Origin of the sequence: Sporosarcina pasteurii, from assembly GCF_041295575.1 — a bacterium.
GTDB classification, from domain to species: Bacteria; Bacillota; Bacilli; order Bacillales_A; family Planococcaceae; genus Sporosarcina; species Sporosarcina pasteurii.
Map to the genome: position 1 here is coordinate 2,725,777 of NZ_CP160452.1, position 19,440 is coordinate 2,745,216.

Below are 19,440 nucleotides of genomic sequence, written 5' to 3' on the forward strand. Positions count from 1 at the left end.
GATGCTTATCTGTAAAAATTATATCATCCAAACCAATCCAATTGAGAACTACCCTCATGCTTATACTTCCCCGCGAATCCAATTCAATACCCTTGCTTTAGATTCACCACATTACGATAGTCTTTTTCCTTATTTAGATATTTTTCAAGATTTTCTTGGAAAATATCTAAGGCACGTTCGATATACTTCCCCGATTTACCCGATACATGTGGGGACACGGTACAATTCGACAATGTCCAAAACTCACTGTTCTCAGGTAAAGGTTCAGTTTGAAATACATCAAGTACCGCATGAAGAATCTCTTTCTCTTTTAAGGCCTCAATTAACACTTCTTCATTCAGTACGTCACCACGACCGAAGTTTAAAAATATCGCCGATTCTTTCATAACCTTAAAATGCTCGGCAGTTAATAACCCTTTTGTTTCTGGAGTACTTGGCAATACGGAAATAACAAAATCCGCTTGTGGCAACTTGCCTTTTAGTTGTTCAAATGTAATTGTTTCATCCATATAATCGGCTTTTCTTCCAGAACGATTGCAACCTACAGTATAAACGCCAAACGCTTGTAGCAATCTACCAATTTCCCCACCAATTGCACCAGGTCCTAAAATTATCGCAGTCGAGTCGCGTAACTCTGTGGAATGAAAATCCCCTTTCCACTCTTTCGTTTCTTGGATCGCATAAATCTCTGGAATTGAACGTTTCAAACCTAATATATGTCCTAACACCGATTCTGCCATTGGCGTTTTATGGATCCCACGCACATTTGTCACCAAAATATTTCGTTCTTCTAATGCTTCTAGTGGCATCTTGTCTATCCCCGCTGAAGCAACCATAATCCACTTTAATTGTTCTGCACGCGCCAACAGTTCACGGTTAATATTTCCGCCATATGTGACAATGACATCCGCAATGTTTGCCTCTTCACAAGATGCAGTTCTTTTAAAGTAAAAAGTACACGCAGGAAAATTCTGGACTAACGCTGCTTTTTGATGTTCTTCTATATTAAATGTAAATAATATATCCATCAAGACACCCCCATTGTCAATTAGCCATTTACAATTTGCTTTAATGTTGCCAACGCTTCATCGATATGCCCCTTCACTCTCACTTTACGCCATTCCTTTACAACTTCACCTTGTGGATTAATTAAAAATGTTGATCGTTCAATGCCCATAAATTCACGTCCGAACATTTTCTTTAATTTCCAAACACCATATTTTTCTGCAACTTCATGTTCATCATCAATTAATAGTGAAAAAGGAAGTCCATGTTTACCAATAAACTTTTGATGAGATGCTTCGTTATCAGGGCTAATACCTAAGATTACAGCATTCAAATTACTAAATTCTTCATAGTTATCTCGGAAATCACAAGCCTGCGTTGTACAACCTGGCGTTGAATCTTTCGGATAAAAATATAAAACTACATATTTTTCATTCGCGAAATCTTCTAACGAAACAAGCTCTCCTTTTTCATTACGTAGTGAAAATGATGGTGCTTTTTTTCCTTCAAGAACTGTCATTGTCATTTCCTCCCCTAATTATGAATAAACTCTTTCATTATCGTACCCGAGGAATCTTAGACTTTCAATTTCTTTGGCGTATTGAGGAAATTTTGTTTAGAATAGAAGAAGTAACAGATGAACGGAGGAAATCAATATGAATAGAACAAAATCAGAAATCATTTATAAAGAAGCTACGGAGCATATTGTAGGCGGCGTTAACAGTCCATCCCGCGGCTATCACGCAGTAGGTGGCGGCGCACCGACAGTTATGGAAAGTGCAAAGGGTGCCTACTTTTGGGATGTAGATGGCAATAAATATATCGATTATCTAGCAGCCTATGGTCCAATCGTTACGGGTCATGCGCATCCGCATATTACAAAAGCAGTGACGCATGCAGCTGAAACGGGACTTCTTTATGGAACACCAACACGACACGAAGTGAAATTCGCCAAAATGTTAAAAGAAGCAATGCCGAAAATGGATAAAGTTCGCTTCGTAAACTCAGGAACAGAAGCTGTAATGACGACAATTCGTGTTGCAAGAGCCTACACAAACAGAACGAAAATCATGAAGTTTGCTGGCTGCTATCACGGACATTCGGATCTCGTGCTTGTATCAGCAGGTTCGGGTCCGGCAACACTTGGTACACCTGATTCTGCAGGTGTTCCTACTTCAATTGCAGAAGAAGTGATTACCATTCCTTTTAATAATCCAGAAGCTTACAAAGAAGCGATGGAAAAGTGGGGACATGAAGTAGCCTGTGTATTAGTAGAACCAATTGTTGGGAACTTTGGAATCGTTGAACCAAACGAAGGATTTTTAGAACTTGTTCATGAACTAGCTGCAGATAAAGGCGCGCTCATCGTTTATGATGAGGTGATTACAGCTTTCCGATTCCATTACGGCGGTGCACAGGATATGCTCGGATTAACACCTGACTTAACTGCACTCGGAAAAGTAATCGGCGGAGGTTTACCAATCGGCGCTTATGGCGGTAAAAAAGAAATTATGGAACAAGTTGCACCGCTTGGCCCTGCCTACCAAGCAGGAACAATGGCTGGAAATCCTGCATCGATGCTTGCTGGAATCGCATGTCTTGAAGTGCTACAGACGGAAGGCGTTTATAAAGAGATGGATAGACTTGGTGCGATGCTTGAAGAAGGCATTCTACAATCTGCTAAAATGCACGGTGTTACCCTAACGACAAATCGTCTAGGCGGTGCACTGACACTTTTCTTCACAGACGAAAAGGTTGAAAACTACGAACAAGCAGAAGCAACAGACGGCGAAGTTTTCGGGAAGTTTTTCAAGTTATTATTGAAAAATGGTATTAATATCGCTCCATCTAAATACGAAGCTTGGTTCTTAACAACTGAACATACTGAAGAAGATATTAAAGAAACGATTTCTGCGGTCGATAAATCATTTGAAGAACTTTCAGCAACACTGAATCAGTAAATTATCGTATAATAGCTTCAAATAAACTTAGTAGGCGCGGATAATTTTGTGTCAATGATTATCCGCGTTCTTTGGAAGTTTTGCAGATTCAGTATTTCATTTTTGAACAGAAAGGAATAACCTTATGAGACTTGGGGCTCGTATTTTAAAAACAGGTGTTGCAATTGTACTCGCTTTATTCATAGCCGAGTTGCTCAAATTACCAACCACCGTATTCGCTGGTATCGCGGCTATTTTCGCAATTCAACCATCCATTTATCGCTCCTACTTAAGGATAGTCGAACAAATCCAAGGAAATATTATTGGCGCGATTATTGCGGTTACTTTCGTTCTAATTTTTGGTCATCAGTTAATCATCATTGGTTTAGCAGCTGTTGTCATTATTTTACTCATGAATAAACTCGGTCTAGAAAAGTCGATTTCAATGGCGCTCGTCATGATGATTGCCATAATGGAAATTAAAGGCGATGAATTTCTTTCATTTGCACTGCTTCGCTTCTTTACAATTGTAGTCGGTGTCCTTTCAGCTTTTCTTGTAAACTTGTTATTTATGCCACCAAAATATGAAACAAAGCTTTTCCAATCCATTCACGAAACACAGGATGAAATTATCCGTTGGACACGACTAGCAGGTCGTCAAGCATCTGAACATATTGCGACTAAAAAATCAATAAAGAAATTAAAAGATCGTCTGACTGAAATCGATCAAACTTATTTGTTTTTTAAAGAGGAAAGAAGCTATTTCAAAAAAATAACGCGAACAAAAACAAGGAAACTTGTGATTTACAGGCAAATGATTGCTACCTCAAGAAGTAGTTATGAAGTACTAAAAAAACTACATCAGTATGAAAACGAACTGATTAATTTACCGGAACATTTCCGAATCATGGTGCAAGAGAGACTGGATATATTACTTACTTTTCACGAACAATTGCATTTAAAGTTTGTTGGCAAATTAAAAGCTGAAAACCTTGAATCCAACTTGGAAAACTATATTCAGCGTCATGAAGTGATGGAGATTTTCGCGAAGGAAATCAGTGTGACAAAAGAAATTGAAGACTTTTCTACTTATCATTTACTTCATATTTTATCAGCAATTTTAAATTACGAAGAACAACTAGAGCATTTGGATAAACTAATTACTTATATCCAAAAGAACCATGAAAGTGAAGTAAGTAAAGAAATACAAGAAGATATTTATTAAAAATAACCCACAAAAGTTGATTGCACCGTCAAACTTTGTGGGTTATTTTTTAATTTTTCATTCTCGGGTCCATTGCATCGCGCAATCCATCACCCATTAAGTTAAAGCCAAGTACCGTCAACATAATCGCAAGCCCTGGGAAAATCATTGTCCAAGGTGCCGATTGCATATAGTTTTTTGAATCCGCTAGCATTTTGCCCCACTCAGGCATTGGCGCTTGTGCACCTAGCCCTAAAAATCCGAGAGCTGCCGCTTCAAGAATCGCAGTCGCGATCGCAAGTGTTCCTTGGACAATGACTGGTGCCATTGAGTTCGGAAGGATATGCGCAAATAATATTCTAACATCCCGCATGCCAATCCCTTTCGCAGCGGTAATGTATTCATCTTCTTTAATACTTAAAACCTTCGATCGAATAAGCCGGCCAAAGTTTGGCACGTTAATAATTGCGATTGCAATAAGCGCATTTTGTAAGGATGGTCCAAGTACGGCAACAATTGCAATGGCTAATAAAATCGATGGAAACGCAAGCATAATATCAAAGATTCTTGAAATGACGACATCCACCCAGCGCCCATAATATCCTGCAACAATGCCGAGAATACTTCCGATAATGACAGAGCCAATGACTGATGAAAACCCAACCCACAGTGAAATCCTGGCTCCATGAATAATTCGAGATAAAATATCTCTGCCAAAATCATCGGTTCCTAACCAGTATTCAGCTGAAGGGGGTTGCAGGCGATCAGCCATCACTTGGTCGTTAATGCCTTCTTTTGCAAGTAGCGGTCCAAAAACAGCAAGTAAAATAAAAAACAAGACGATAAATGCACCAACAACCGCTACCTTACTTTTTCGAAATCCTCTCCAAGCTTCACGCCAAGGCCCAACACTTTGACTGACTTCCACTTCAGCAATTCCATCTACCTTCGGAGCTAGTTCAGACACATTCGCTTCCCCCTTCCTTAATCATATTTAATTCTCGGATCGATAAAGCTATATAATAAGTCTACAATTAAGTTAATCATGACGAAAAAGAATGCAACGATTAAAATACCTGATTGAATGACCGGATAATCTCTAAAGCCTATTGCATCGTATATATATCGCCCAATGCCTGGCCATGCGAATATGGTTTCCGTTAAAATCGCGCCACCAAGTAACATTCCCATTTGCAATCCGATAATTGTTAATACAGGAATAATCGCGTTTTTAAGCGCATGTTTGTACACAACGAAAAACATTTTCTGCCCTTTTGCTCTAGCGGTTCGAACATAATCTGAACGCATCACTTCAAGCATACTGGACCGTGTCATTCGTGCAATAATCGCCATCGGGATTGTGGCAAGCGCAAGTCCTGGCAAAACTAAATGTCGTAGCACTTGCACCAATTGATCAAACCGTCCCGCGATAATGGTATCGATCACATATAAATGCGTAATGGCCGTCACTGGATCTCGGACCGGCTCTCTCCCTGTTGTTGGCAACCATGATAATTCCAACGCAAATGCCCATTGTCCCATTAATCCTAACCAAAAGATTGGCATGGACACACCGACAAGCGCAAGAACCATCGCCATATAATCAAACCAAGAGTTTTGAAACCAGGCCGAAATAATGCCTGCATTAATACCAATGACAACAGCAATAATCATTGCAAATAAGGCAAGTTCAAATGTCGCCGCCAAATAAGGCCATACTTCTTCTGCAACAGGCGCACGCGTTCGCATCGACTCTCCAAAATTACCTGTCAGAATTCCTTTTAAATAATCAAAGTACTGTGTATACCACGGTTTATCTAACCCAAGTTTAGCTGTCAATGCCGCAACCGCTTCTTCTGTCGCTTGTTGACCAAGGATTACTTGTGCAGGATTACCTGGGATTGCCCGGATGATCATAAAGACAATAAACGTCATCCCAAGCAGGACCGGAATTAGCTGCAGTAATCTTTTCCCAATATAGCTAAGCATTAACTTCACCTCTCTAACTCTTCCTATATACCAAAGTGCCTAATAAAAAAAGGGGAGAAATCTAGCAGACTTCTCCCCTTCTCCATTACTAGAGAATCCTAATTCTAGAACGTTTTTAGACAATCTTATAAATTATTCTACCTGACACTTTTCTTCTCACGCTTATCTTTCAATGTCAACATTTGAAAGTAAATCTGACCCTGTTGGATGAGGTAAGAATCCTGTAATATCTTTCGACCCTGCTAATAGTGGAATTGAGTGTGCAAGTGGTACCCATGGTGCTTCTTCATGAAGAATTTCTTGTGCTTTTTTATAAAGCTCAATACGCTTCTCTTCATCAACTTCTGTTTGTGCTTCAATAAATAACTCGTGGGTTTCATCGTTTTTGAAATACGTGTAGTTATTACTTCCGATATTATCTTCATCTAGAAGAACGTATAGGAAGTTATCTGGGTCACCATTATCTCCAGTCCATCCAAGCATAAATGCATCAGCGTCACCTTTACTTGCAAGCTCTAAATAAGTTGCCCATTCGTGTGACACAATTTTCGCTGTAATACCAATGTCAGCTAAGTTTTTCTGAATCACTTCTGCAACTTTCTCGCCGTCTGGCATGTAAGGACGTGGTACAGGCATTGCCCATAGTTCCATTTCAAATCCATCACCATATCCAGCCTCTTCTAAAAGTTCTTTAGCTTTTTCTGGATTGTATTCATACCCTTCAATCTCATCGTTATAGCCTGAAACGGATGGCGGCATCGGGTTAACTGCAATATCTGCGCGCCCTTCAAAAAATGCATCGATGATCGATTGTTTATCAATTGCATGGTTCATTGCTTGTCGTACAAGTTTGTTGTCAAACGGTTCACGTGTAACTGTTAATCCTAAATAACCAACGTTCATAGATGGACGTTCAAATAACTGTAAATCTGGATTGCCTTCGATTGACGCACCGTCAGAAGGGTTAATACCATCCGCTAAGTCAATCTCTCCTGCCATTAACGCATTCAATCTAGCAGCGTTATCTGGAATAGAACGGAAAATAACTTTTTCTAACTTAGGAAAATCCTCTTGCCAATAATCATCGAAACGCTCTATTGTAATGGAATCATTTGGTTTCCACTCAACAAATTTGAATGGACCTGTTCCGACTGGATTTCGTTCAAAATCATCGTCACCTTGTTCTTCAATCGCTGTTGGACTCGCAATTGCGAACATGTCCATTGCAAGGTTTTTCAAGAAAGGAGCTTGTGGACGCGTTAATTTGATGACGACCGTATGCTCACCTTCTGCAGTAACTGATTCAATGACATGCCCTTCGTCACCTTCAAATCCACCAAACATAGAGTTATAGTATGGGAACTTTTCCGCATCTCCTGAAGCCCAACGCTCAAAGTTTTTCACAACAGCTTCCGCATTAAAATCAGTACCATCGTGGAACTTAACGCCTTCTTGAAGTTCAAATGTATACGTTAATCCGTCTTCAGATGGCTCCCAAGACTTCGCAAGTCCTGGTTCAACAGCTGTCCCCTCATCTTCAAAAGTTAATAATGTTTCAAAAAGGTTAATCGTTACTTTAAATGTTTCTCCCTCTGTCGTTCTTGACGGGTCTAATGAAGTCGAATCCCCACCTCGACCAAATACTAACGTTTCACCACTTCCTGAACTAGATTGCTCTGAAGTATTCTTTCCTTTGTCCTTCTCCCCGCTCTCATTATCTCCCCCAGAACATGCAGCAAGAACTGTCGAAAAGACAAGTAGCAACATGATTGCTAAAGACCAAACTTTACCTTTTCTCATGTAATAACCCCCTCTTTCTCTTTTATATCATTGTCGCTTTCCTCGTTGTATAAATGGCAAGCAACAGAATGACCTTCTCCCAAATTAACCAACTGCGGAACGACTTGTCCGCAGATATCCATTTTAAATGGACATCTCGTATGAAATGTACAACCGGTCGGTGGATTTGCAGGATTGGGCATATCCCCTTCTAGTAAAACTTCTCGCTTCTGATGCTCGGGATCTGGAACAGGAACTGCGGATAACAACGCCTGCGTATACGGATGTAATGGCTTCGCGTATAGTTGTTCACTTTCCGCCACTTCAACCATTTTTCCTAAATACATCACACCGACCCTATCGCTAATATGGCGAACGACCCCTAAGTCATGGGCAATGAAAATATACGTTAAATTAAATTCTTTCTGCAAATCTTGCATAAGATTCAAAACTTGCGCTTGAATCGATACATCTAGTGCAGAAACAGGTTCATCAGCAATAATCAATTTTGGATTTGTCATCAAAGCCCGGGCAATGCCTATCCTTTGCCGCTGCCCTCCACTAAACTGATGTGGATAACGCCTTGCATGGTAGGCACTTAATCCAACAACCTCAAGAAATCTATGCACTTTTTCTCTTCGTTCTTTCGGATCTTTGACACCATGAACGAGTAGCGGCTCACTTAATATTCTTTCGATTGTATGGCGCGGATTTAAGGATGCATAAGGATCTTGAAACACCATTTGAATATCGCGTCGCGTTTTCCTCATTTCATCCGCTGACAGTGTCGTCAATTCCTTACCATTAAATTCGACACTGCCCTCAGTAGGTTCAAGCAATCGCATCAGCATACGACCTGTTGTAGATTTACCACAACCTGATTCCCCTACAATCCCTAACGTTTCCCCTTCATTGACGTGAAATGAAACATCATCAACTGCCTTTACGTGGCCGACCGTTCTACCTAGCAAACCTTTTTTCACAGGGAAATATTTTTTTAAGCCTTTAACTTTTAATAAGGGCTTCGTCATCCGCCTTCACTCCTTTTTCGTCATACAAGAAACACCGTGTTTTTTGTACAACGGACGTTTCATAGAGTTCAGGATTTTCGCTGAGACATCGGTCAAATGCAAATTCACACCGCGCCGCAAATCGACACCCTTGCTTTACTGTTCCTGGAATCGGTACATTTCCCGCAATTGAATAAAGTCGTTCTTTCTTATACCTCATATCTGGTACAGATTGAATAAGTCCCTTCGTATAAGGATGTTGAGGATTTTCAAATATCGTTTTCACAGGTGCTTCTTCAATAATTTGACCAGCATACATAACGATTACTCGTTCACACGTTTCCGCTACGACCCCAAGATCATGGGTAATGAGCAATACTGCTGTATTTAATCTTGTATTCAACTCTTTCATTAACTTCAAAATTTGCGCTTGGATGGTTACATCTAATGCAGTCGTCGGCTCATCTGCAATCAAAACTCTCGGATCACATACGAGTGCCATTGCAATCATGACACGTTGTCGCATCCCACCTGATAGTTGATGAGGATATTCTTTCATCAAATCATTCGCTCGCGGAAGTCCGACAAGCTTCAACATATCTATAGCTCTTTTATGCGCTTGCTTTTTAGACATTTTCTTTTCATGAATTAAAATGGCTTCTACCATCTGACTACCAATTGTAAACAGTGGATTTAACGACGTCATCGGTTCTTGGAAAATCATTGCAATCTCATTGCCGCGTACTTGACGCATTTGCCGCTCAGTCATTTTCAATAAATCTTTATCTTCAAATCGTATTTCTCCGCCCACTATTTTTCCCGGAGGATTTGGGACTAACCCCATTATAGAAAGCGAAGTTACGCTTTTTCCGCAACCGGATTCACCGACAATCCCGAGCACCTCACCTTCTTTCACATGAAAATTAATATGATCGACAGCTGGTACTTCTCCCGAATCTGTGAAAAAGGTCGTTTGTAGATTTTTTACACCTAAAATGATTTTACGACTCCCCATCTTTTCACCCTTTTCCGACTTATCTTTGTAATATAATTATACGGAGTGTTCGGAAAAATGCAACATCATTTTTGCTAGGATACTATTTTAAAGGATTTTTTCATTGAGTAGGAATGTTATAGTCTGCAAGTTAAGGAAGATTACAACCTAGGGAGTCTTGATGAGTTAATTAGGAATTTAAAAAACACGCGCTCTACTAGTCCTAGCAGAGCGCGTGTTTTAACTTTAAACATGTTGTATTTGGAACAATTCATAATAAATACTTCTTTGAGCCATTAATTCTTCATGAGTTCCCATTTCTTTTACTTCTCCATCGTCTATAACAAATATTTTATCTGCATGTGTAATGGTAGATAATCGATGCGCAACAATCAATGTTGTCCGATCTTTAGCCAGTCTCTCAAGAGATTCTTGAATGAGTGCTTCACTTTCTAAATCGAGCGCAGAAGTTGCTTCATCTAAAATGAGTAGAGGTGGATTTTTCAGGAAAACTCGGGCAATCGCGATTCTCTGTTTTTGTCCGCCTGAGAGCTTTACACCCCGTTCTCCCACTGTCGTTTCATATCCCTCTGGAAGTTCTTGTATAAAGTCATGTGCATTTGCTGCAATGGCTGCCGCTATTACTTCTTCGTCAGTTGCATCGGGCTTTCCCATTAAAATATTGCTTTTCACGGAATCGCTAAATAAAATATTATCTTGTAATACGATGCCAATTTGATCTCGTATTGAATTTATTTGTACATCTCTTATATCGTGACCATCAATGAGAACTGCTCCATCGGTTACATCGTGAAAACGTGGTATGAGGCCAACAATCGTGGACTTCCCACCGCCGCTCATGCCGACAAAAGCGACTGTTTCGCCAGGTTGCACTTGGAATCGTACATTCTTCAATACATGTTCCCCGTCTTTTTCATAAGCAAAGCTGACATTTTCAAATTCAACTTTCCCTTTAATCGGTGGTAATGTTTTGGCATTTTTCTTATCGACAATATCATATTTTTCTTCCATTAGTTCCAATACACGATCCATCGATGCAAATGATTGTGTAAGGGCTGTTGATGAGTTTACGAGTCTTCTAAGCGGACTGTATACTCGTTCAATGAATGCAATGAACGCCACCATCGTTCCAACTGACAAATTCCCGTTAATTACTTGATAGCCTGCGTAACCGAGGACCAATAGAGGTGCAACGTCCGTTATTGTATTTACAACTGCAAAAGCTTTTGCATTCCATTTTGTATGGTCAATTGCTTTTTCTAGGAATTTTCCATTTGTTTCATCAAACCGTTCTCGTTCCACATCTTCCAATGCAAAACTTTTGATGACACTGACACCAGAGATACGTTCATGTAAATAACTTTGTACGTCCGCCAAAGCTTGCGAACGTTTTCGGGTCAGCAAACGTAGTTTCCCGAAGAAGTGTTTTACACTATAGCCATAAAACGGAAATGCTAATAACGTTACAATTGTTAGTGGAATATCCATCGTTAACATAATCCCTACGGCGATAAGAATTGTGGCAATGTCTAACCAAACGTTCATAAGGCCAATCATAACGAAATTTCTTGTTTGCTCAACGTCATTAATAACTCTAGAGATCACTTCTCCTGCGCGGGTATTTGAATAATAGCTAAGGCTTAATTTCTGTAGATGATGATACAAATTTTGACGTATATCGTATAAAATTTTATTGCTCACATATTGCGCATAATATTGTCTATAATATTCGACTGGAGGACGAACAATAAAGAATAGTAACATCGTTCCGCCAATCCAGTAAAATAATTGTCGTGTTGCCTCTTTCGCGGTTAATGTTGTCGAACCTACTATATCATCTATCACAATTTTTATTAAAAGTGGCATAAAAAGAGGAATTGCAAATTTAATGATCCCAATTACAATTGTCAACGCAATTAACCACTTATATGGCTTTACAAATTTTAAATATCGTTTAATACTATTTCCCAAATTCGTTCCTCCTATTTCAAAAAGAAGTCGCCGCCTTCCACTCTATTCGTGAAATATACGCTAGATCATTGAAGAAGGATTACAAAATCACATGAAATTCATATTTAAATATCAAGCCTACATACCATGTAGTGCCTTACTTTTCCTCTTGTACTGATTTATGAAACTCATAGCGGGCTGTCCATGCTTCTATAAAATCAGATGCAAACGGTCCCCTTCGTTGTTTTATCCAACCGAGTAATTTATCAAGATTATTATGCAGAATTTGATCAATTACTTCTGGATAGTTCATTTGCTTTTTATGCAGCTTGTATTCATCTTCGTCTAATATCATATATCCCATGTCTGGAAAAACTTTTACATCCAGATCGTAATCTATGTACTTTAACGTTTTGTTATTATAAACGAATGGCGAACTTATATTCACATAATAATAAACACCATCTTCGCGCAACATACAAATAATATTAAACCAATGTTCAGCATGGAAATAACAAATTGACGGCTCTCGCGTAATCCAAGTTCTTCCATCTGATTCTGTCACCAACGTTCGGTCATTTGCACCGATAACAATATTTCTCGTGCCTTTTAATACGGTCGTTTCTTGCCACACACGGTGAATATTGCCGTTATGTTTGTAACTATGTATTTGTATCTTTTCCCCTTCCTTAGGAATTGTCATCTTTAACCCACCTTTTAGTTGCCTAAAAATTTATACGTTCATTTTTATCTCCTTAGTATAGCAATTTTCTAGATAAAGTTAAATGGATTATGTATTTTAATTAGATGCCTTATAGTAGACGGAAGCTTTTACAAGCCACCACTGATAAAAAAACTGGCAGAAGCCTAATGCTTCTGCCAGCCGGTGTGTACATCCACTTACTTATCTAGAACCGTTTTCAAACTGATTGGCACGTTGACCTGAAGCTTTATGCTTGTTCGCTTCAGATTGTTGGTTTTGTTGTTTCACATGGTTCACATCAGTTTCAGAACCAAATTCCTCTGCCATGTTGGTTTGGAATTGTTGTCCTTGCATTCCTTGCTTCTGCATAGACTGTTGATTCTGTTGACGAACTTGTTGAACGTCTGTTTGATTCGGTTGTCGATTGTTTGTCAATGGATATTCACCTCCGTGCTAACTATCATGTGCACATAAGGACTATTTATTCACTGGAAACTTTTACAATGTTAATGAACGTCCGCCATCCACAATAATCGTTTGTCCTCGAATCATATTGGCGTCATCTGAAGCAAGGAACATCACAGTTTGAACCATATCATTAATTTTGACCATTCTTCCTGCTGGTGTATTGATACGTGCATCTTCTAATAACTCTTCACGATTTGGAAAATGTTTTAATGCATCCGTGTCTAATGCGCCGCCAGAAACAGTATTTACTGCAATTCCCATTGGTGCAAGTTCAACGGCTAAATAACGTGTTAATGATTCAATTGCAGCTTTTGAAACCCCAACTGTCGTGTAGTTCTCTAAATAGCGAATGGAACCGAGCGAACTAATGCCAATAATTTTTCCACCGTTATCCATTAACTTTGCTGCTTCTTGTGCCCCGAATAACATTCCTTTGGCATTAATATTCATCGTCCAATCCCAATGAGATTCTTCTAATTCCATAATTGGTCGTAAAACGCCTGAAGCCGCATTAGAAATAAATACATCAAGTCGACCAAACTCTTGTTTAATCTCTTCATACATCACTCTTAACTTCTTCACATCGCCAACGTTTGAACGGATAATAAGCGCCTTTTGTCCAAGTGCTTCAATTTCTTTTGCAGTTTCTTCCGCTGCCGATCTACTACGCGCATAATTCACAACGATGTCGTATCCATTTTTTGCAAGTTCGAGTGCAATTGCTTTTCCTAATCCTCTAGAACTTCCTGTTACAAGCGCAACTTTACTTTTTGTCATTTTCATTCTCTCCCCCGTTTATCATATCCCACACTTTTACAACTGGTACTGGCTTTGGTAGCTCCTCTACTTCTGTAGCTGTGAAAAACTTGTATCCATCTGGTACACGTTTACCATTTTTCAAAACCGCACAATAGCTCTTTACCTCCCATGTTAAATGGGTGAAAATGTGTTTAAATGACATAATATCAGAAACTGCATCAACTTTTAATCCAAGTTGCTTAAATAAAGTTTCCTCAGCAGATTCATTCGTCGTTAATTCTACCATCGGAAACTCCCAAAGATTTGCTAACAACCCATTTTCCGGACGTTGTCGTAGTAACCATTCACCTTGTTCATTTTGTACTGAAAAGATTGCAACTGGAATTACCTTTCCACGTTTTTTTCTTGTTCGTACAGGTAATTCCTCTTGTCTTCCTTCATCATAAGCTTGGCAATATTCTCGAACTGGACAAAGTAAACACTTTGGTTTTGGTGTACAAATTGTTGCGCCGAGTTCCATTAAACCTTGGTTGAAAGAGCTAGGATCTTGTTTATCAATAAGATCCATCACAACATCTTCGAAGATTCGTTTCGTACGTGGAATCGTAATATCTTCTTCGATTAGCAATATTCTAGATAAAACGCGCATAACATTTCCATCTACCGCATGTTCCGGAATGCCAAATGCGATGCTTAAAACAGCACCTGCTGTATAAGGACCGACTCCTTTTAATGTGGATATTTCTTTACGATTTGTTGGAACGTTCCCTTCGTAGTTCGCCACAACTTCCCGCACACCTGCTTGTAGATTTCTTGCGCGCGAGTAATAACCGAGGCCTTCCCACATTTTTAATAATTCATTTTCTTCTGCTTCTGCGAGCTTTTCCATCGTTGGATATTTTGCAATAAAACGTTCATAATAAGGAATCACAGTATCAACTCGGGTTTGTTGCAGCATGACCTCGGACACCCAAATATAATAGGGATTTGACGTTCTACGCCATGGTAAATCTCTCTTTTCAGTTCGATACCAATGAAGTAGAGAGTGGCGGAATCCTTCTTTGTTTTCTAAGATGTGCATATTTTTCTCCTTTAGCATAACTGTATACAATTTTTGATAAACTTTTATTGTCAAACGGTGTCGAAACCTGGACCTTTTCGTTTCTTCGTAATCGAAAAAGGGTATATCATATAATATAGGTTCTTATGTTTTTAAAAACTGTGAGGAAAAGAATTAACTGTCTTCTTCCAAACAAAAGGAGATGATTTTTTGGATACCGGTACTCACATCGTTATGGGCGTGGCGATAAGTGGGATTGCATTAGCGGATCCCGTCATAGCCTCTGAAACAGCAACAATGCATGCCGCAATTGGAGGGATTATGATTGGTTCTTTAATTCCAGATATTGATACGGTATTAAAATTGCGAAATAATGCGGTATACATTCGCCATCATCGAGGAATTACACACTCCATACCAGCAGTTCTCCTTTGGCCACTTGTACTCACAATTTTATTGTCACTTTTCATGCCTAGTGCTAATTTTTTACATGTGTGGGCTTGGACACTTCTTGCCGTGTTCCTTCATGTATTTGTAGATATTTTTAATGCCTACGGGACGCAAGCATTACGCCCATTTTCCCAAAAATGGGTTGCGATAGGCGTGATTAATACGTTTGATCCTAATATTTTTGTTTTGCATGTGTTGGCGATCGGAATATGGAGTTTTGGGATTAATCCACTTCTAGTTTTCACTATACTCTATACGATTATTTTCTTTTACTATTTACTCCGCTTTGCAGTAAAAGCTGCAGTGAAGCATGCAGTGGCCAACACATTGCCCGATGCTACGGAAATTATTATTTCTCCAACGATTCGATTTTTTCAATGGAGAATCGTCGCCTCTTCCGAAACATGTCATTACGTTGGACGTGCCTATGGACGAGCCATTACGATTTATGACCGATTTACACGGGACCCAATACCAGACTTACCCGAGGTCGAGGCAGCCATGCAAGATAGCAACGTAAAAGCATTCACCGAGTTTTCACCGATATACAGATGGGAAATTACAAAGATCCAAGATATATATGAAGTACGTTTAATCGATTTACGATACCGTAGCAATGACTATTACCCATTTGTCGCAGTCGCCCATATCGATGAAGAATTAAATGTCGTCAATTCATATACTGGGTGGATTTTCTCCGAGGCAAAACTAAAGAAAAAACTAAACTTTATACCTTACTAATGAAAAGCTGAAGGTGCCGGGTAGATACGACAAGCATAAGACGAGACGACGAAGTGGCGAACTTTGCCACGTAGTCGTATTGGCTTATGACTCGAGTATCTGGCACCTGAAGCTGGATCTAATGAAAGGCTGAAGGTGCCCGGTAGATGCGAAAAGCTATGGATACGTCATCATCCATAGCTTTCCTTCACCTACTCTGTAATTACTTCCCCGTTTTTACAGACTTCAACATGGATATCGGCAAGGCTTCCTCGGCAAGCTTTCCACCGAGACGATGCCCCCAAGCGAAACGACCTTTTAAATAATCGACTTGGAAATACATCCCCTCATCACCCTCAATACGGTAAATCTCGCCAGGTTCTATTGTACTTGGATCGATTAAATAGGATTCGACCATGACCATTTTTCTCTGATACACTGCAAATTCGTTAATAATTCCTAGTTGCTCCGCTTTTCGAGCCTTTTCACGTAAGTTCGCGATTTCTGTTCTTAATTCATGTTCGGTCATATCACTATAATGCTTCTCAGTCATTTTCTTCGAGCTCCTTTTGTTCTATAAACATATCAATTTTATCAAACGGAATACCTTTTTGATACATAGACCGTTTGACACGTTGATGTAATTCGTTTCCGCTATATCTAGAACTATATCGACGCCAAGCTTTTTCACCAATAGAAGTCGTCACTTCATCCCACTCTTCCTCATCTATTTCAAATTCAATAGACGAGAGAGCATCTTTAATAATGTCATAGGAATACCCTTTTCGTAAAAGAGAATTTTGAATGCGCCTTTCTTTTTGTTGCGGAGACTCAGTTCGGTTTCGTCTCGCTTCTTTTTCGGCCATCTTTCTAGCAACCTCTATCTGTTCCGACTCTGAGTATTCATTAAGCACTTTTTCTTGCAGCTCTTTATCGATTCCTTTTTGTTGAAGTCTTTGCTGAATCGCTCTTGGCCCTTGTCCAGATGTATTTTTTTGTGTTTCCAATAAAGCCTTAGAAAAGGTTTTATCATTTAAAAAGCCTAAGTTACGAAGCTTTACAATCGCTTCCATAATGACCGCTTCCCCGTACCCTAACTCTAAAAGTTTCTGTTTAACTTCATGTTCACTTCGCATTCTAAAGCCTAAATAATGAAGTGCTCGGTTAAAGGCTTTTTGAATTTCATCTTCATACACCATGTCGTCGACTGACCAATCTTCAAGCGTCATTCCTTTTGTCAAACCAAATTTCACAAGTACTGATTCATGGACACTAAATGCATATTTTTCATCTAAAAAAATATTATATCTTTCGGAATCCCTTTTTTGTTGTGTTATCTTAGTAATAACAGGCATACCTAATTACCTCCTGTTCTTTCATTTAGTATACATGTTCTTTGAAAGCGATTCATCCGAACAGTTTTTCCAATCATTTAATTGGAGGGGTTATGATGAAAATTGTGATTGCTGGCGGCTCTGGCTTTATTGGGCAAAAACTCACTGAATACTTAGTACAACGTGGACATGAAGTGATGATTTTGTCACGAAATAAAAAAGAACAAGATTCAAAGTTTAATTATGTACAATGGCTACAACTAGAAAACAATCCTGAAAATGAAATTGGATATGCAGATGTTTTCATTAATCTGGCCGGTGTATCCATTAATAAAGGTAGTTGGACAACCGCACATCAAAAAGAGATCTACGAAAGTCGAATGACTGCAACACAAGAACTATTACGCATCATTCAACAAATGCCTCAAAAACCATTTACGCTTATTAATGCAAGTGCAATTGGTATTTATCCTACATCTGAAACAACCATATATACTGAAAACACCAAAGCAATCGCAAACGATTTTCTAGGAAGAACTGTTCATGACTGGGAACAACTTGCTTTAACAGCTAAAAATGATGGCGTACGTGTTGCTTGTCTGCGGTTTGGTGTCGTTCTAGGAAAAGAAGGTGGTGCACTTCCGCCCATCGTCTTACCCTATAAATTATACGCAGGCGGTACAGTTGGTTCTGGTCAGCAATGGTTGTCATGGGTACATATTGATGACTTAATTCGATCAGTAGAATTTTCGATAATCAATGAGGATTTACACGGCCCAATTAATGTTACAGCACCATTTCCAAAAAGAATGAAATATTTCGGTGAAACAGTTGGTGCTGCATTAAATCGACCACATTGGCTACCTGTGCCTACTTTTGCTCTTCAACTAGTATTGGGTCAAAAAAGCAAACTCGTCTTGGAAGGTCAATACGTTAAACCTCAAAAACTTCAAGATCATCGATTTGAGTTTTTGTACCCGACATTAGAGTCTGCTCTCGATAATTTGCTAAAAAACTATTAAACTAGACATTCAATAAAACCGATTCTTCACTTATGAAGAACCGGTTTTATTGTTTAATACATATTTCGCACACATAAATGGCCAACATTCTAAAAATAAAAAAATAAATGTATAGGAATTTGGATTATTAGCATCCTAATATTGCATAACCTTAGAATGTCACAAAATGCCCCTTATTTACAATCACTTTTTTTAGAAAACACCTAGAGAAAGGATGCTATTCCTATGATAAAACAACACGCACAAGGCATTCTTATGGGAATATTGATCATTTTGGTCGGAATATTAATAAATCCTTTTTCCGCCAATGCAGAGGAATTGCACTGGGGATTTAAAAAAGCAAAAGATGAGGTTCCCTCAGATGCTGGCTCACCGTTTAATGAAATATTAGACAAACACGGAGCTATTTATAAAGGGAATGCAGAGGAAAAGATACTTTATTTAACGTTCGATAACGGTTACGAAGCTGGCTACACAGAGTCAATTTTAGATACATTGGATAAAGAAGGCGTTCCTGCAACTTTCTTTTTAACTGGCCATTACTTAACGAGTGCCACTTCATTAGTAAAAAGAATGGTTTCGGATGGACATATTATTGGGAACCATTCCTATGACCATCCAAATATGGCGAACTTATCTGCAAAAGGGATGGAAGATGAATGGACACGTTTCGACAAAAAACTAAAAGAACTAACGGGAGTCGAACGGACCATTTACGTAAGACCGCCGAAAGGCATCTTCAACGAGAAGCTCTTGTCTGTTGGAAATGAATTAGGCTATCGGCATATTTTTTGGTCCGTCGCTTTTGTTGATTGGCATGAAGATAAACCAAAAGGAAAAGACTATGCTTATCGTGAATTAATGAAACAAATCCATCCGGGGGCAATTATATTGATGCATACCGTTTCTCCAGACAATGCGGAAGCACTCCCTTCTTTTATACAAGATGCACAAAAAGAAGGATACACATTTAAATCATTAGATGACCTCGTCATGGAATATGAAGAAATCTTCCCCGTATTTTAATTCCCC

General features: G+C 39.1%; 19 protein-coding genes. 5 read left to right on the forward strand and 14 right to left on the reverse strand.

Features of this window, described 5'->3' with window-relative positions; translation table 11 throughout:
• Positions 1–83 precede the first annotated feature (83 nt).
• Together AB1H92_RS13165 and bcp are read right to left on the reverse strand one after the other, a co-directional pair.
• Positions 84–1,028 carry a D-2-hydroxyacid dehydrogenase gene (locus AB1H92_RS13165; RefSeq protein ID WP_115362966.1) on the reverse strand — a complete coding sequence of 315 codons (945 nt, stop codon included), beginning with the start codon at positions 1,026–1,028 and terminating at the stop codon, positions 84–86.
• 20 nt (positions 1,029–1,048) lie between these two features.
• Positions 1,049–1,525 carry a thioredoxin-dependent thiol peroxidase gene (gene bcp, locus AB1H92_RS13170; protein ID WP_115362968.1) on the reverse strand — a complete coding sequence of 159 codons (477 nt, stop codon included), beginning with the start codon at positions 1,523–1,525 and terminating at the stop codon, positions 1,049–1,051.
• Between the two features lie 136 nt (positions 1,526–1,661).
• Between bcp and AB1H92_RS13175 the strand changes: the two genes are divergently transcribed.
• Together AB1H92_RS13175 and AB1H92_RS13180 are read left to right on the forward strand one after the other, a co-directional pair.
• On the forward strand, positions 1,662–2,966 hold the full coding sequence (locus AB1H92_RS13175; RefSeq protein ID WP_115362970.1) for a glutamate-1-semialdehyde 2,1-aminomutase: 1,305 nt from the start codon (positions 1,662–1,664) through the stop codon (positions 2,964–2,966).
• 124 nt (positions 2,967–3,090) lie between these two features.
• Positions 3,091–4,170, forward strand: a complete 1,080-nt coding sequence (locus AB1H92_RS13180) for an aromatic acid exporter family protein (RefSeq protein ID WP_115362972.1) — start codon at positions 3,091–3,093, stop codon at positions 4,168–4,170.
• Between the two features lie 49 nt (positions 4,171–4,219).
• Here the strand turns inward: AB1H92_RS13180 and nikC are convergent, their stop codons facing one another.
• From nikC to mutY, 10 genes are all read right to left on the reverse strand, one after another.
• Positions 4,220–5,116, reverse strand: a complete 897-nt coding sequence (gene nikC, locus AB1H92_RS13185; protein WP_115362974.1) for a nickel transporter permease — start codon at positions 5,114–5,116, stop codon at positions 4,220–4,222.
• Between the two features lie 17 nt (positions 5,117–5,133).
• A complete protein-coding gene (locus tag AB1H92_RS13190; RefSeq protein WP_115362976.1) occupies positions 5,134–6,138 on the reverse strand; it encodes an ABC transporter permease in 1,005 nt (334 codons plus the stop codon).
• Positions 6,139–6,300: 162 nt separating this feature from the next.
• Positions 6,301–7,938, reverse strand: a complete 1,638-nt coding sequence (locus tag AB1H92_RS13195; protein ID WP_115362978.1) for an ABC transporter substrate-binding protein — start codon at positions 7,936–7,938, stop codon at positions 6,301–6,303.
• Positions 7,935–8,948: an ABC transporter ATP-binding protein gene (locus AB1H92_RS13200; protein WP_115362980.1), complete on the reverse strand. Its 1,014-nt coding sequence runs from the start codon at positions 8,946–8,948 to the stop codon at positions 7,935–7,937. The genes AB1H92_RS13195 and AB1H92_RS13200 overlap by 4 nt, the downstream gene beginning before the upstream one ends.
• Entirely contained in the window at positions 8,923–9,942 is a 1,020-nt protein-coding gene (locus AB1H92_RS13205; protein ID WP_115362982.1) for an ABC transporter ATP-binding protein, read from the reverse strand. Before AB1H92_RS13205 ends, AB1H92_RS13200 begins: the two co-directional genes overlap by 26 nt.
• Positions 9,943–10,167: 225 nt before the next feature.
• On the reverse strand, positions 10,168–11,913 hold the full coding sequence (locus AB1H92_RS13210; RefSeq protein WP_115362984.1) for an ABC transporter ATP-binding protein: 1,746 nt from the start codon (positions 11,911–11,913) through the stop codon (positions 10,168–10,170).
• Positions 11,914–12,049: 136 nt separating this feature from the next.
• A complete protein-coding gene (locus tag AB1H92_RS13215) occupies positions 12,050–12,595 on the reverse strand; it encodes a DUF402 domain-containing protein (RefSeq protein WP_115362986.1) in 546 nt (181 codons plus the stop codon).
• Positions 12,596–12,796: 201 nt separating this feature from the next.
• Positions 12,797–13,030: a gamma-type small acid-soluble spore protein gene (locus AB1H92_RS13220; RefSeq protein WP_115362988.1), complete on the reverse strand. Its 234-nt coding sequence runs from the start codon at positions 13,028–13,030 to the stop codon at positions 12,797–12,799.
• Between the two features lie 63 nt (positions 13,031–13,093).
• Positions 13,094–13,840, reverse strand: coding sequence for an enoyl-[acyl-carrier-protein] reductase FabL (gene fabL, locus AB1H92_RS13225; RefSeq protein WP_115364161.1), 747 nt, complete (start codon positions 13,838–13,840; stop codon positions 13,094–13,096).
• Complete coding sequence (gene mutY / locus AB1H92_RS13230) at positions 13,827–14,903, reverse strand: A/G-specific adenine glycosylase (protein WP_115362990.1); 1,077 nt, start codon at positions 14,901–14,903, stop codon at positions 13,827–13,829. The genes fabL and mutY overlap by 14 nt, the downstream gene beginning before the upstream one ends.
• Positions 14,904–15,092: 189 nt before the next feature.
• Between mutY and AB1H92_RS13235 the strand changes: the two genes are divergently transcribed.
• Positions 15,093–16,073, forward strand: a complete 981-nt coding sequence (locus tag AB1H92_RS13235) for a metal-dependent hydrolase (RefSeq protein ID WP_115362992.1) — start codon at positions 15,093–15,095, stop codon at positions 16,071–16,073.
• 202 nt (positions 16,074–16,275) lie between these two features.
• On the opposite strand, the gene AB1H92_RS13240 is transcribed toward AB1H92_RS13235, so the two are convergent.
• Together AB1H92_RS13240 and recX are read right to left on the reverse strand one after the other, a co-directional pair.
• A complete protein-coding gene (locus AB1H92_RS13240; protein WP_075526958.1) occupies positions 16,276–16,605 on the reverse strand; it encodes a YfhH family protein in 330 nt (109 codons plus the stop codon).
• Positions 16,598–17,407: a recombination regulator RecX gene (gene recX, locus AB1H92_RS13245; protein ID WP_115362994.1), complete on the reverse strand. Its 810-nt coding sequence runs from the start codon at positions 17,405–17,407 to the stop codon at positions 16,598–16,600. Before recX ends, AB1H92_RS13240 begins: the two co-directional genes overlap by 8 nt.
• Before the next feature lie 95 nt (positions 17,408–17,502).
• On the opposite strand from recX, the gene AB1H92_RS13250 reads away from it, so the two are divergent.
• A complete protein-coding gene (locus tag AB1H92_RS13250) occupies positions 17,503–18,408 on the forward strand; it encodes a TIGR01777 family oxidoreductase (RefSeq protein ID WP_115362996.1) in 906 nt (301 codons plus the stop codon).
• Between the two features lie 225 nt (positions 18,409–18,633).
• On the forward strand, positions 18,634–19,434 hold the full coding sequence (gene pdaA / locus AB1H92_RS13255; RefSeq protein ID WP_115362998.1) for a delta-lactam-biosynthetic de-N-acetylase: 801 nt from the start codon (positions 18,634–18,636) through the stop codon (positions 19,432–19,434).
• The last annotated feature ends 6 nt before the right edge of the window (positions 19,435–19,440 follow it).

Coding starts and splice junctions, on each gene's coding strand:
- AB1H92_RS13165 (WP_115362966.1), bottom strand. CDS start 1,028: ATGGATATATTATTTACATTTAATATAGAAGAACATCAAAAAGCAGCG.
- bcp (WP_115362968.1), bottom strand. CDS start 1,525: ATGACAGTTCTTGAAGGAAAAAAAGCACCATCATTTTCACTACGTAAT.
- AB1H92_RS13175 (WP_115362970.1), top strand. CDS start 1,662: ATGAATAGAACAAAATCAGAAATCATTTATAAAGAAGCTACGGAGCAT.
- AB1H92_RS13180 (WP_115362972.1), top strand. CDS start 3,091: ATGAGACTTGGGGCTCGTATTTTAAAAACAGGTGTTGCAATTGTACTC.
- AB1H92_RS13190 (WP_115362976.1), bottom strand. CDS start 6,138: ATGCTTAGCTATATTGGGAAAAGATTACTGCAGCTAATTCCGGTCCTG.
- AB1H92_RS13195 (WP_115362978.1), bottom strand. CDS start 7,938: ATGAGAAAAGGTAAAGTTTGGTCTTTAGCAATCATGTTGCTACTTGTC.
- AB1H92_RS13200 (WP_115362980.1), bottom strand. CDS start 8,948: ATGACGAAGCCCTTATTAAAAGTTAAAGGCTTAAAAAAATATTTCCCT.
- AB1H92_RS13205 (WP_115362982.1), bottom strand. CDS start 9,942: ATGGGGAGTCGTAAAATCATTTTAGGTGTAAAAAATCTACAAACGACC.
- AB1H92_RS13215 (WP_115362986.1), bottom strand. CDS start 12,595: ATGACAATTCCTAAGGAAGGGGAAAAGATACAAATACATAGTTACAAA.
- fabL (WP_115364161.1), bottom strand. CDS start 13,840: ATGACAAAAAGTAAAGTTGCGCTTGTAACAGGAAGTTCTAGAGGATTA.
- mutY (WP_115362990.1), bottom strand. CDS start 14,903: ATGCACATCTTAGAAAACAAAGAAGGATTCCGCCACTCTCTACTTCAT.
- AB1H92_RS13240 (WP_075526958.1), bottom strand. CDS start 16,605: ATGACTGAGAAGCATTATAGTGATATGACCGAACATGAATTAAGAACA.
- recX (WP_115362994.1), bottom strand. CDS start 17,407: ATGCCTGTTATTACTAAGATAACACAACAAAAAAGGGATTCCGAAAGA.
- AB1H92_RS13250 (WP_115362996.1), top strand. CDS start 17,503: ATGAAAATTGTGATTGCTGGCGGCTCTGGCTTTATTGGGCAAAAACTC.
- pdaA (WP_115362998.1), top strand. CDS start 18,634: ATGATAAAACAACACGCACAAGGCATTCTTATGGGAATATTGATCATT.